The organism is Pseudomonas sp. URMO17WK12:I6 (assembly GCF_003253625.1).
Classification (GTDB): Bacteria; Pseudomonadota; Gammaproteobacteria; order Pseudomonadales; family Pseudomonadaceae; genus Aquipseudomonas.
In genome coordinates this window covers 18,556-31,536 of the sequence record NZ_QKYZ01000003.1, presented here as the reverse complement: position 1 = coordinate 31,536, position 12,981 = coordinate 18,556, and the positions used below count along the sequence as shown (strand labels likewise).

The window sequence follows — 12,981 nt, the reverse complement described above, 5'->3', positions numbered from 1 at the left end:
ACCCTCAGAAGGTAGCGAGCAAACCTCCCCGTTCCTTCACGACCTGGGGTTGAGCGATGTCCTTGAGGCACTGCCCGAGGCCATCTACACCACCGATGCCAAGGGTCTGATCACCTTTTACAACCGTGCAGCGGTGGCGCTGTGGGGAATGACCCCGGCGCTTGGGGAGAGCGCCTTTTGCGGCTCCTGGAAGCTCTATTGGCCTGACGGCACGCCGCTGCCCCACGATGAATGCCCCATGTCCATGGCATTGAAGGAACAACGTCCTGTCAGAGGGATTGAAGCCATCGCCGAGCGTCCGGATGGCACACGCGTTCGTTTTCTGGCGTGCCCCTCGCCGATCTTCGATGCAGAAGGCAGCCTGATAGGCGCCGTTAACATGCTGATCGATCTGACTGACCAGACCGTCGCCGACAAATCCGCGCTGATCCATGACGCGCTGGTCGAATCGTCCGCCGACGCGATCATCGCCAAAGACCTGAACGGCACGATTACCAACTGGAACGCTGGCGCCCAGCGACTCTTCGGTTACACGGCCGAGGAAGCGGTCGGCCAACCCATTGATATGCTCATCCCCCTGGATCGGCGGGATGAGGAACCCGGCATTTTGGCGCGCATCCGTCGAGGCGAGCGCATCGAACACTATGAAACCCTCCGGCGGCGCAAAGACGGCAGCCTGGTCGAGATCTCTCTCGCCGTCTCCCCTATCAGAAATCGGCAAGGCCGTATTGTCGGAGCGGCCAAAATCGCTCGCGATATCACTGAGCGACGACAGGCGGAAGAACAAAAGAGCCTGCTCATCAGAGAGATGGATCACCGGGTGAAAAACCTGTTCACCCTGGCAAACAGCGTGGTCTCACTGAGCGCCCGTTCGGCAACGACCCCCGGTGAACTCGCCTCCGCCGTTTGCGCACGGCTGAACGCATTGGCGCGAGCCCATACCCTGACCATACCGCACGGTTTGAGTAACGAGCAGCCAACGACATTGCATGCCCTCATTCAAACCATTCTCGCGCCTTATGCCGATAGCGGGGATACCAGCCAGTCACGCGCCGTCGTGACCGGCCCTGACATAACGATTGACGGTGCATCAGTCACCAGCTTCGCTCTGCTGTTGCATGAGTTTGCAACCAACGCCGCGAAATATGGGGCGCTCTCTTTGCCTGAAGGGCTTTTGGATATTGCCTGTAGCAAGAGTGAGGAGGTATTCACCGTGGTCTGGAGCGAAAGGAATGGCCCGCTCATTGACCGGGAGCCCGACAGCACCGGGTTCGGCACCCTTCTCGCCAAAGCGACCGTGCATGGCCAGCTTCACGGCGAAATCCGCCGTGACTGGAAGCGCGAGGGGCTGACCATCACCGTAGCGTTTCCCTCCCGTAGCATAAGCGGCCAGTAGAGGGTTGGCTCCAGATGGTGCGAAGCGATTCGCACCTACTTTGCCGTTCCGCCACCAGGTTTATAGAACAGAAACTTCCGGGTCTCGCCCGTCTTGATGTACTGCTTCGCCCAGTCGGGTTTCACCGTTCTGTCGTGGAAATACAAGGCACCGTGGGTGCGGTCCGTCAGTTGCTTGTTGAGTGCCTTGCGCGCGATCTCCTTGGCGATGGCATATTCGTCGTCTTCCTTTACCTGATCCGCACGCCCGTCGCACCACCAGGAAAACTGGCAGGCATGCTTTTCGGAACCTTGCTTGACCACGGCGCACACCGTATCCGGAAAACCTTCGTGACCCAGCCGGTTCATGACCACGCTGGCGACGCCTTCCATGTCGGCAGCAGTTACCCCTTTGGCTTCCCAGTAGATACTGCGTGCAAGGCACGTAATGGCATCCTCCAGTGGCGCCGTGCCCGCCGGATCGACCGCCTGCGCTTCGGAGGGGGTGATGACCTCGGATTTGGGCACCGGAGCTTCGCTACCCTTCTCTGCCGCTTTCTGCTCCAGAACCTGCGCCTTTTCTTCGGCCACTTCCTTTTTTTGCTCTTGGTCGGTTGCCCACACCTGGCCGCACAGAAGGCTGATTGCGAAGCAGGTGGCTACCCCTTTGAATCGCATGTTCCGACCCTTCTGATTGAAACCTTCGTGAGCAACGAAACGATCGCAGACCTGGGTTGATTGTAGTAGCCGGAATTCATACCGACAGGCAGGCAATAAACTGCATTTGGGCGCGAAAAGGCATTGCATCGGGAGGGGTGTATTCGCGCATCATGAGCGCAGTCCGTTCAAGGGAGATTTTCATGCGCAGCCTGTCATCCGTTTTGCATCTTGGCGTGTTGTCATTCGGGTTGGTGTTCAGCGTCATCGCGTCGGCGGCCGATGAACAACAGCTGGTAGAGTCGATCAACGTTTACCGCAGCCAGGTGCAGCGGTGTGCCGGACAGGCGTCTTCGGAGTTACCACCGCTGGCCAGCGATCCGCGCCTGGTGCTGTCCGCCAACAGCATCGGCGACCTGCAGCAGGCACTGGCCCGCGCGGCGTACCCGATGGTTAATGTGCAGGCAATCAGCTTGTCCGGCCCGCGTGATGCGCCCGCCGCGATGAAGGCGATTCAGGAGAGCTTCTGCCGGGTGGTGCTGGACCCGCAATTTGTCGATATAGGCGTCAGCCGGGAGGGCCGCGAGTGGCGCATCGTGCTGGCGCGCCCGCTGTTGACGGGGCGCTTGGGCGACTGGCAGGCGGAGGGACAGAAACTCCTTGAAGCGATGAACAGCGCCCGCACGCAAGCGCGCCAGTGCGGTACCCAATCCTTCGCCGCCACCACGCCGATGGTCTGGAACGCCACGCTGGGATCAGCCGCCGAGGGCCATAGCCGGGCCATGGCCAACCAAAACTTTTTCGATCACAAGGACCGCGACGGCCGCACGCCGGGTGATCGGGCTGAACTGGCGGGGTACGCCGGCCAGCAGGTCGGTGAGAACATCGCCGCCGGGCAGGACACAGTGCGCAAGGTGGTCGATGGCTGGCTGGCCAGCCCGGGGCATTGCGCCAACCTGATGAACCCACAATTTCGCGAATTGGGTGCAGCCTATGCGGTGGACCCGAAGAGTGACGCGGGTATTTACTGGACGGCGATGTTTGGCACGCCGTAAAGGCGGCTGCTTGATTGTGCTGCGCTAGCGCATCAAGACACCATCAATGACGTTGCCGCTGCCGCTGTAGCTCGGTCTTCAACCAGAGGTTGGCCGGTTGTATGCCTGCCGGACAGCGCACTTCATAGGCGCGGCCACTCATGCTGCTTTGGGTGGCCGCCAGCTCAATAAAGTCTTCGGCGCTGTTCACCCTGTCCTGTTCTTCAAGGTACTCCAGCTTCTTCTCCAGATGCGCCCGGGCTTGAGGGCCGCCGTATTCGCTTCCGTTGCGCACAAACCGGCATTCACTGTGCTCGACAAAGTCCAGCAAGCTGTTTATTTCCTGAGTGGCTTGAGGTGGGATTTGTGCCTGTGCATTGAACACCACGGCAGTCAGGCCGATACCTGCCGCCGTCAGCCATTGAGTGAGGGGTGCAACAATATGCCCAGTCAGCCTTCGCATGATTATTCCTCAGGAGATCAGAGCGGTGATGGCCGCTCTGGAGCTGGGCGCAGACAGGTCAATCGTCTCGGTCGTCATGGTCGCGGTGCCGACGGCGATCATCACGACGATCATAATCCCGGTCATACCCACGATCATCACGGTAATAATAGCCACGGTCATGGTCGCGACGGTATTCACGGTGATCCCGATCGTACCTGTCTCCCTCTTCCCAGTAAGGAAAGCAACCTCCCAGCAGGAGAGTACTTGCAATGGCCAGAGTCATTATCGCGGTGCGCTTCATTTTAACGTCCTAAAAGGTCAGAACTACGGGGATGAGGTGACGCTAGCGGCGAATCGATCGCAGTGCGTTCAAACCCATAATTACGACCCTCAAGCCGGTCAATGATTCCGTTATCACCGGGCCTTACAGCGTTCTCTGGCTGTTACCGATGGTTTTGGCTTTTTCGATGGCCCACTCCATCGCCGCTTCCATGTCCAGCAGATGCGGCGAGGGGTGCTTGTCCTCGACAATGGCCGAGCCGTCCGGCCAATAGACCCCCATGAACATCTTCAGCGAACCGTCTCTCAATATCTCGGCTTTGACCTCAATCGTGCATCCGTTCGACAGCGTTTCCGAGTGGGTTATATGACGCTCAGTCATGACTGCATTCCTCCCGTCGTTGCTATCAGCGTAACCCATGCAGCGCCGGGCGCGATGACGCTCAGGCGTCTGCCTGCACCACCTCGATCCCCAGTCTTTGATAGTCCTCAAGATTGCCCGAGGCCACATGACGTTCGGTGATCAGCGTGTGCACACGGGCACAAGGCGCAACCACAAAGGGCTCCACGGCACCCAGTTTGTCCGCGGTGGTCACGGCAATCACGTGGGAGGCGCTGGCGAGCATCGCCTGCTTCACCGGCACTTCATCGAAATGCAGCGAGCTGAGGCCGACTTCCGGATGAATGGCACAGACCCCGGTGAACACCAGGTCGGCCTTGATGCCCTCGATCAACCGCAGGGTTTCATGCCCGCTGGAAGACATCGTCGCCGGGTTGAGCTGACCACCGGCGACGATCACCGTGATGCCTTTGTATTCGGCCAGCGTGATCGCAATCATCGGCGACGCGGTGATGGCCGTGATGACAATGTCAGCGGGCAGCGAGCGTGCGATCTGCAGCGTGGTGCTCCCGGAATCGAACATCACGATCTGGCCGTCCTTGACCCGGCGCGCGGCGAGCTGCGCCAACCGGGTTTTCACCTCGTCGGTTTCGCTGACCCGAGTGAAGTAATCCTTGCCCGTGTCCTTGGGACGCGGCAACGCCCCGCCGTGCACCCGCTGCACCAGCCCGGCACTTGCCAGCTCCGACAGGTCTCGGCGAATGGTGTCCTCGGACACGGCGAAATGCTGGCTCAGCTCGGAAGCCATGACCTTGCCATCACGTTCGAGGATCAGCAGGATTTTTTGGCGGCGCAGTTGGGGGAGTTCGGCGGAGGAATGCTCGGCTTGCATGGTTATGCCTGTTATTGCGTGTTTGTGCGAGATTAGCCAAACACCTCAATGAACACAAGGCGCTCCCACAAGGGATTGTGTTTGATTGATACCCATCACAAGGCACTCACGATGAACTCACGCAACCATTGATGCCCAGGGTCGCGGTGACAGCGCTCGGGCCAGAGCATCGACATCTCGTATCCCGGCACTTCAAGGGGAGGCTCGACCATGGTCAAAGCGTGCGTATCGCGAACCAGGCGAGCTGGCAGCATCGCGACCATGTCGGTGCTCTCCACCACCGACGGGACAAACAGAAAATGGGGGAGCGAAAGCACCACTCGGCGCGTCATGCCCAGCTGGGAAAGCGCCTGATCGGTGACACCCTGAAAGCCTCCGCCATCCCGGGATACGATGACGTGGTCGAGTTCGCAGAACTGCGCGAGTGTCGGTCGCTTTCTCAACAGCGGATGGCCAGTACGCCCCACCAACACATAGCGTTCGGTAAACAATGCACGACGTCGCAAGCCTGGGGGAGCATCCTCGGTGGTATGAAACGCCAGGTCGATTGCCCCCTGCTCCGCTTGTTTGGCCAGTTGTGACGGCATCAGGTCAAACACCGCCAGACGCGTGCCGGGTGCCGCCGAACGCAGCCCGGCCAACGCGGGCAAGATAATGGTCGACTCGCCGTAGTCCGACGCCATGACATTCCACGTCTGCCGTGCCTCGGCCGGGTTGAAAGGGCTGGCAGGCGACACCGCGCGCTCCAGGGCTTCCAGGGCCTGGCGCAACGGCTCGCGCAACTCATCGGCCCGAGCCGTGGGCCGCATGCCCCGTGGCCCCGGCAGCAATAGTGGATCGTTGAAAATATCCCTCAGTTTGGCGAGATGAACGCTCACCGAAGGTTGCGACAGATTCAGGCGTTGCGCCGCACGGGTCACGTTGTGTTCCGAGAGCAAGACATCAAGGGTCAGCAGCAGGTTGATGTCCAGACGACGAAGATTATTCATGACAATACCTGGCATATTGGTTATTCATTTCCAATATACCGGGTAAGGCCTGATCCTGCTGGCTACTGACAACGGAGACTCAGCCCATGAATGTTCTGCTCGTTTACGCCCATCCCGAACCCAAATCGTTAAACGGTTCGCTCAAGGACTTTGCCGTCAAACGCCTGGAAGCTGCCGGCCATCAGGTACAGGTTTCCGACTTGTATGCGATGGACTGGAAAGCCTCGCTGGACGCCGATGACAGTTTCGGCCGGCCTGCCGACGCACGGTTCGATCCGTCGCAAGACTCCAAGCGTGCCTTCAAAGAAGGCCGGCAACGACAGGACATCGTTCTCGAACAGGAAAAACTGCTCTGGGCCGATACCGTCATCCTGCAGTTTCCGCTGTGGTGGTTCTCGATGCCGGCGATCCTCAAAGGCTGGGTGGAACGCGTCTATGCCTATGGTTTTGCCTACGGCGTAGGGGAGCATTCCGATGCACGCTGGGGCGATCGTTACGGGGAAGGCACGCTGGCGGGCAAACGGGCGATGCTGATCGTCACCACCGGTGGCTGGGAATCTCATTACAGCCCACGGGGCATCAATGGGCCGATCGACGATGTGCTATTCCCGATCCAGCATGGCGTACTGTTCTACCCCGGCTTCGACGTGCTGCCACCGTTCGTGATCTATCGGACCAGCCGAATGGATGAGGCGAGATTTTCAGCAACTTGTGAGGCGCTCGGCCAACGGTTGGATGACCTGTGGGAAACCGCGCCGATTGCGTTCCGACCGCAAAATTCAGGGGCGTATGACATTCCGCAACTCACGTTGCGTGATGAGATTGCTGCGGATCAGTCGGGCTTTACCGCTCACATCAAACAGGCAACACACTCGTTGTAGCAGCTTGCGAGGCTGCGTTCGCCGTAGCAGCTGTCGAGCTTGCGAGGCTGCGTTCGGCTGCGCAGCAGTCGTCAAACCAGAACTCGCGGTGTGTCAGGCAGACCGCGTCAGCCGGATTCACGACTGCTACGCAGCCGAACGCAGCCTCGCCAGCTCGGCAGCTGCTACAGCGAACACGAAAAAGCCCGCACAAGGCGGGCTTTGGAAATCGAGTAGGTGGCCAGCGCTGGTCTCTGGCTTACAAGGTTTATCGGGCCTCTCACAGAACAGGATTTTTAGCTTTGGGCTGTTCTGCCTCACACGGCATAAGGGCTGGATCTCAGCGCGGAGATCTTTCTAACCGTGTACCCTTGGGAGCGCGCCCCACGCCTCCTCGCTATCCCTTTGCGCATCAGTCTGCGTCTTCACCTACAACCTCAGAATAGCAAACCATTCGAAGCCTGGGTCGGGGTTTTTAGACTGATTTTTTTCAAGGGAAATGATGGGTAAATGGAAAAATACTAACGCCGCAAGACGGACGTCCATGCCGCCTCCAACACCCGAACTAATTCACCGACATGCTTCCCGTGAGGTTCTGCTGCATGTAGGCCAGGAAGCGCCGCTGAAACAGCATGGTGTGCTCGTGCGCGGCCTGTTCGGCCTCATCCGGATTGCGCGCGGCGATGGCGTCAATCATTTCGTCATGGTCACGCCCCAACCGCGTACTCGTGCTGGCGGCGCTGATGATGTAGTCGAAATGCAGATGCAGCAGTCGCTGCCCCTCTCCCAAAAGCTTCTCGTAATAGCTGATGAAGTAAGGGTTCTTGCCGGCCTCGGCAATGGTCATGTGAAAAGCTTTGTTCATTTCCGACATCGCCTGGAAATCCCCGGTACTGACGGCCTCCAGATAAGCGGCATCGGCGGCGCGGATACGCGCCAGATCCTCGTCAGTACGCTGTAGCGCCGCAAGCCTTGTGACGGCACGCTGAATCAGGTCCAGGGCGGAGATGTAGTTAGGGAACTCTTCGATCTCGAACGGCGTCACCAACGTGGTGCGATTGGGCAGAATCGTCACCAGCCCTTCGCTGATCAGCCTTGCCAGGGCGTCGCGCACAGGCGAACGCGACAAGCCGAACTGCGCCGCCAACGACACTTCATCCAGCGGCGTGCCAGGCTTGAGCTTCAACGTCAGGATCTGTTTGCGCAGCTCCTCGTAAATGTAGCGCCCACCATGGCGCTTGACGCTTGCGTTGGTTTCAGCGGTGTCTTTGCTCATCAGGCAGCTCTCAGCGATACAGGCCGGACGTCTGTCCGGCCCGCAACTTTAGCATCAGCCAAGGCTCGGTTAGAAACCTTCGCCCCAGGTGTCGCTCAACATGAACCCTTCGCGGAGCGGGTCGTCCGGGTCTACACCAATCTGATGCAGACCATACACCCAGGCCCGCCCGGTGATTCTCGGCAACACCGCAGGCCGATCCCCCACCTCGGTCAGGCCCAGCAACTCGACCTTGAATTCACCGCCAATGGTGGAGCGCGAAGTGAACTGGTCGCCTGGCTGCACCAGACCGCGCGCGCTCAGGGTCGCCAGGTTCGCCGAGCTGCCAGTTCCGCACGGCGAGCGGTCCACCCGGCCGGGCGGCAACGTGGTGCAGGTTTGCCAGGCTTTGTCGTCGAGGCGATGGCGGAACATCACATACGCGACTTCATTCAGCTCTTTGATCAACGGATGGCGGACCACCACCTGCTCGTTGATCAACCGCCGCAAACGCACCCCTTCGCTGGCCAGCGTACGGGCGTTTTCCGGAGCGATGCTCAAGCCGATCTGATCGACATCCACCAGCGCGTAATAGACCCCGCCAAAGGCGATGTCAGCCTTGATCGGGCCATACTCGGCGGTTTCAATGACCACGCCCAAATGCTCGACGAACGAGGGCACCATATCCAGCGAAACGCTGAGACAACGCCCATCCGCACACTGGGCACGCGCCGTGACCAGACCGGCCGGCGTGTCGAGCACCACGGTGGTGGACGGCTCCTGCATCGGCAAAATGCCCAGTTCCAGCAACGCGGTGACCACGCAAATGCAATTGCTGCCGGACATCGGGTGAGCCTTGTCTGCCTGTAATACGATGAACCCGGCCTGCGCCTCCGGCCGGGTGGATGGCAACAGCAGGTTGACGGACATTTGCAGGCAGCCGCGAGGCTCCAGCACCACCAGCCGACGCAGGCTGTCGTCCACTTCGTTGATGTAGTTCATCTTGTCGAGCATGGTCTTGCCGGGGATGTCGAGCACACCACCGGTAATGACTTTGCCGATCTCGCCTTCGCAGTGCACGTCGGCCATTTGCAGGGTTTTCTTCCAGCGCATCTCGGCCTCCTCTATTTGATGTACCAGCCCCAAGGCTGCTGGCTGTCATAACGGGTGATCTGCTTGGTTTCCAGGTAATTGTTCAAGCCCCACTCACCCAGCTCACGGCCGATCCCGCTTTGTTTGTAGCCACCCCAGGGTGCTTCGGTGAAGGTGGGTTGCGAACAGTTGATCCAGACAATACCAGCCTGCAGTCGGCGCGCGACCCGCTCCGCCCGTTGCATATCCGCAGACATCACCGCCGCCGCGAGGCCGAAGCGTGAATCGTTGGCGCTACGCAGCGCCTCGGCCTCATCGTCGAATGGACGCACGCACACTACCGGGCCGAAGATTTCTTCTTTCCAGATCCAGCTCTCTTCGGGCACATCGGCAAAAATCGCCGGCGTCAGGAAGTAGCCTTTTTCGCAGTCGGCCGGACGCGTGCCGCCGTACAACAAGGTTGCACCCTCCTCCTGGCCTTTGGCGATGGCTTGCAGCACTTTGTCGTATTGGCCACGGCTCACCAGCGGCCCGAGCAACACCCCCTCTTTCAAACCATTGCCGATGCTCAAGCTTCGGCTCTGTTCGACCAGGCGCTTGAGCAACGGCTCGTACAGATCCCGCTGGACCAGCACGCGGGACGTCGCGGAGCACACTTCGCCCTGGTTCCAGAAAATCCCGAACATGATCCATTCGACGGCCGCGTCGATGTCGCTGTCATTGAAAATGATGAACGGTGACTTGCCGCCCAATTCCAGGCTGATGTTTTTGATGTCGCGAGCCGCCGACTGCATGATCTTCGTCCCGGTCGGCACACTGCCGGTGAAGGCCAGCTTGTCGATGCCCGGATGCTCACTCAACGGTGCGCCGGCCTCGTTGCCCAGGCCGGTCACGACGTTCAACACACCGGCGGGCAACCCTGCTTGATGGGCAATGTCGGCCAGTTCCAATGCGGTCAGCGGCGTGAGTTCGGAGGGCTTCAACACCATGCAGCAACCCGCCGCCAACGCCGGAGCGACTTTCCAGGCCGCCATCAGCATCGGAAAGTTCCAGGGAATGATCGCGCCCGCGACCCCCATGGGCTCTTTACGGGCGATTGAGCTGAAGCGTTCATCCGCGAGGAAAATCGCTTGCTCCCGATGTCCGTCGAGGTCTTCGGCCAGATCGGCATAGAATTCGAAACAACCGGCCGTGTCGCCGATGTCCCACAGCGCTTCGGGCAAAGGCTTGCCGTTGTCCCGCACCTCAAGCTCGGCCAGGGCTTGCTGACGCTCGCGGATTCCGGCGGCGATCCGGCGCAGCACAATGGCACGCTCAGCCCCGCTCATCTGCGGCCACGGGCCCTCATCAAACGCACGGCGTGCGGCGTTTACCGCCCGGTCGATGTCCGGCGCGGTCGCAGCGGCTACGCGGGTGATTACACACTCATTGCTCGGGTCGATGGTCTCGAAGCTGCCGCCTTTGACGGGGCTGACCCATTGGCCGTCGATGTAAAGCAGGTCGTAGAAATTCATGAAGGGCCTCAATTGAAAGCAAAACGTTTGGCACTGAATGGGCTCAGGTCCTGGGCAGGTTTGCGTCCGGCGACCATATCGGCAATCAGTCGCCCGGTCGTTGCCCCGAGGGTCAGCCCCAGTTGCCCGTGACCGAACGCAAGGAATACGTTTTTGAGCCGATCGCAACCATCGATGATCGGCTTGGTGTCCGGCAGAAACGGGCGATAACCGACGCCATATTCAAGGCCGTCGATGTTCAACTGAGGAAGGATCCTGCGGGCCTTCTCCAGAATGATGTCCGCGCGTTTGTAGTTGGGTTCCGCATTGGGGCCGGCGAACTCGATCGTTCCGCCTATTTGCAAGCCTCGGGTCATCGGTGCGAAGCAAAAACCGCCATCGGCATAAATCACCGAATGACGCACCTCGACACCGGAATGAGGAAGCAGCACTTGATAACCGGCAATGCCCGCCAGAGGCACGCTGCCGCCGATTTGCCCGAAGAATTGTCGTGAGCCGATTCCGGCTGCGATCACCACATGATCGGCAGCGTAACGCGCACCGCTTGTAAGGGTCACGCCGCTGGCACGGTCGGCGACTTCATCAATGCTCTTCACTTCAGCACGCACCCGGGCGCCGCCTTGATCGATGAAGCTTTGCGTCAGAGCCGCAATAAATCCTTTGGTATCACTGACCGCACGCCAATCGGGAAACAGCAAACCGTGGCTGAATTTGCCGGCCAATGCGGGTTCAAGATCGGCAATGGCACCCCGATCCAGAACCTGCGACTTGAAACCCAGCGACCTGCGCAGGTCCATGTGTGGCTCTTCCTGCTCAAGCCCTTCAGCCGTGTCGAACACCTCGATGATCGGACGTTCGCCCATCAAGGTCTTGTCGGCACAGGCATTCAGCAGCGGCGCATAGTCTTCGTAGACATGATGCGTGAGCGTCGCCATTTCATTGGAAATCTCGACGATCCTGGAATGCCGCGCACAGGCCACAAACCGCAAAAACCACGGCAGGATTCCCGGCAAGGCGCTGGGTCGCAACGCCAGTGGCCCTTTCTGATCCAGCAACCAGGCCGGAATCTTTTTCAGTATTCCCGGCTTGGACAACGGGATGACTTCACTCACCGCCATTTGCCCGCAGCTCCACTTGGCCGTGCTGTCGCCCGGCGCCTGGGGGTCGATCATCGTGACGCGATAGCCCTCGCGCTGCAGATACAGGGCGCAGCAGACGCCGACGATACCCGCGCCGATGACCACCGCGGTCTGGCGCTCGGCTTGCTGCTGGATGGGTGATTGCATAGGGATCATATACACCGTCTCTCTCTAGGAAGCTGAGCCCGCACCGTCCCACGTGGAGGCCGATGCGGGAAACGTATCAGCCTTGCAGCTTCTCGAACTCCTTGCGGAATTCGGTTTTTTCCTCAGCCGTCAGCGGCAACAACGGCATGCGCGCCACACCCACTTCAAAGCCAGCCAGTTCGCAACCGTATTTGACCTTCTGAATGAACTTGCCGCTTTCCAGATTGGCCATCAACGGGAACAACGAACGCACGATTTGTTGCGCACCGGCCAAGTCACCCGAGGTGTACTTGTTGTAGAACGAAACGATGTGCGGCGACAGGAAATTCGCCGGCGCACAGATCCAGCTGGTAGCGCCCCACAGGAAAAAGTCCAGCGCCTGGTCATCGGAACCGCAGGACAACTGAATCTTGCCCTTGTAGTTTTCACCGATCTCGACGGCGCGCAGCAGGTTGCCCGCACTTTCCTTGATGCCGATTACCCGTTCATGATCCTTGAGCGCATCCAGCACGCTATAACCCACTTCAACATTAGTGCGGATCGGGTAGTTGTAGAGCACGATGTTCACGTCCGGCACGGCATCGAGAATCGCTTCGTAGTGACCGATCAGCTCTTCCTGGGTTGGAATGGCGTAGTACGGCGGCGCAATCAGCAGGTTGCGATAACCAATGTCACGGGCCTGTTTGACCTGCTCGATCACCTCACGGGTACATGAGCCGTTGGCACCGGCGATCAGCATGCCGCGATCGCCGACCACCTCGCGCACGGTCGCCATGACCTGACGACGTTCGTCGTTGGTCAGCGCGTAGTATTCGCCCGTTGAGCCCAGCGGCACGAACCCGCTTACGCCCTGCTTGAGTTGATATTCGATAATCGATGTCAGGACGTCGTAATCAATGGCACCGGATTGATCGAAGGGGGTCACCAGGGCCGGCAGGATGCCTTTGAGTTGCTGCATGGGAAT

14 protein-coding genes are annotated in these 12,981 nt (G+C 59.7%); 3 read left to right on the top strand and 11 right to left on the bottom strand.

What is annotated here, in order from left to right; translation table 11 throughout:
* Positions 1–49: 49 nt before the first annotated feature.
* Positions 50–1,396, top strand: a complete 1,347-nt coding sequence (locus F475_RS06085) for a PAS domain S-box protein (protein ID WP_177431091.1) — start codon at positions 50–52, stop codon at positions 1,394–1,396.
* A 35-nt stretch (positions 1,397–1,431) separates the two neighbouring features.
* Here the strand turns inward: F475_RS06085 and F475_RS06080 are convergent, their stop codons facing one another.
* On the bottom strand, positions 1,432–2,052 hold the full coding sequence (locus F475_RS06080) for a cell wall hydrolase (RefSeq protein WP_064618431.1): 621 nt from the start codon (positions 2,050–2,052) through the stop codon (positions 1,432–1,434).
* Between the two features lie 182 nt (positions 2,053–2,234).
* On the opposite strand from F475_RS06080, the gene F475_RS06075 reads away from it, so the two are divergent.
* Positions 2,235–3,086, top strand: coding sequence for a CAP domain-containing protein (locus tag F475_RS06075; protein ID WP_111453432.1), 852 nt, complete (start codon positions 2,235–2,237; stop codon positions 3,084–3,086).
* A 43-nt stretch (positions 3,087–3,129) separates the two neighbouring features.
* Here the strand turns inward: F475_RS06075 and F475_RS06070 are convergent, their stop codons facing one another.
* The 5 genes from F475_RS06070 to F475_RS06050 all read right to left on the bottom strand — a co-directional run bounded on the left by F475_RS06070 (position 3,130) and on the right by F475_RS06050 (position 6,010).
* A complete protein-coding gene (locus tag F475_RS06070) occupies positions 3,130–3,528 on the bottom strand; it encodes a DUF5329 domain-containing protein (protein ID WP_064618435.1) in 399 nt (132 codons plus the stop codon).
* Between the two features lie 58 nt (positions 3,529–3,586).
* Entirely contained in the window at positions 3,587–3,811 is a 225-nt protein-coding gene (locus tag F475_RS30970; RefSeq protein WP_081626573.1) for a hypothetical protein, read from the bottom strand.
* A gap of 123 nt (positions 3,812–3,934) precedes the next feature.
* On the bottom strand, positions 3,935–4,171 hold the full coding sequence (locus F475_RS06060) for a hypothetical protein (RefSeq protein WP_007942075.1): 237 nt from the start codon (positions 4,169–4,171) through the stop codon (positions 3,935–3,937).
* Between the two features lie 61 nt (positions 4,172–4,232).
* Positions 4,233–5,021, bottom strand: coding sequence for a DeoR/GlpR family DNA-binding transcription regulator (locus F475_RS06055; protein WP_111453431.1), 789 nt, complete (start codon positions 5,019–5,021; stop codon positions 4,233–4,235).
* Positions 5,022–5,116: 95 nt separating this feature from the next.
* Positions 5,117–6,010: a LysR family transcriptional regulator gene (locus F475_RS06050; protein ID WP_111453640.1), complete on the bottom strand. Its 894-nt coding sequence runs from the start codon at positions 6,008–6,010 to the stop codon at positions 5,117–5,119.
* Between the two features lie 86 nt (positions 6,011–6,096).
* Between F475_RS06050 and F475_RS06045 the strand changes: the two genes are divergently transcribed.
* Positions 6,097–6,891, top strand: a complete 795-nt coding sequence (locus tag F475_RS06045) for an NAD(P)H-dependent oxidoreductase (RefSeq protein WP_111453430.1) — start codon at positions 6,097–6,099, stop codon at positions 6,889–6,891.
* Between the two features lie 544 nt (positions 6,892–7,435).
* On the opposite strand, the gene F475_RS06035 is transcribed toward F475_RS06045, so the two are convergent.
* The 5 genes from F475_RS06035 to dapA all read right to left on the bottom strand — a co-directional run bounded on the left by F475_RS06035 (position 7,436) and on the right by dapA (position 12,975).
* Entirely contained in the window at positions 7,436–8,146 is a 711-nt protein-coding gene (locus F475_RS06035; protein WP_111453429.1) for a GntR family transcriptional regulator, read from the bottom strand.
* A gap of 69 nt (positions 8,147–8,215) precedes the next feature.
* Positions 8,216–9,238, bottom strand: a complete 1,023-nt coding sequence (locus F475_RS06030; RefSeq protein ID WP_111453428.1) for a proline racemase family protein — start codon at positions 9,236–9,238, stop codon at positions 8,216–8,218.
* An 11-nt stretch (positions 9,239–9,249) separates the two neighbouring features.
* Positions 9,250–10,731 carry an aldehyde dehydrogenase family protein gene (locus tag F475_RS06025; protein WP_111453427.1) on the bottom strand — a complete coding sequence of 494 codons (1,482 nt, stop codon included), beginning with the start codon at positions 10,729–10,731 and terminating at the stop codon, positions 9,250–9,252.
* Between the two features lie 8 nt (positions 10,732–10,739).
* Positions 10,740–12,017 carry an FAD-binding oxidoreductase gene (locus F475_RS06020; protein ID WP_218281479.1) on the bottom strand — a complete coding sequence of 426 codons (1,278 nt, stop codon included), beginning with the start codon at positions 12,015–12,017 and terminating at the stop codon, positions 10,740–10,742.
* Positions 12,018–12,093: 76 nt separating this feature from the next.
* Positions 12,094–12,975 (bottom strand): 4-hydroxy-tetrahydrodipicolinate synthase, encoded by an 882-nt coding sequence (gene dapA, locus F475_RS06015; RefSeq protein WP_111453425.1) that lies wholly within the window; start codon positions 12,973–12,975, stop codon positions 12,094–12,096.
* Positions 12,976–12,981: the final 6 nt, after the last annotated feature.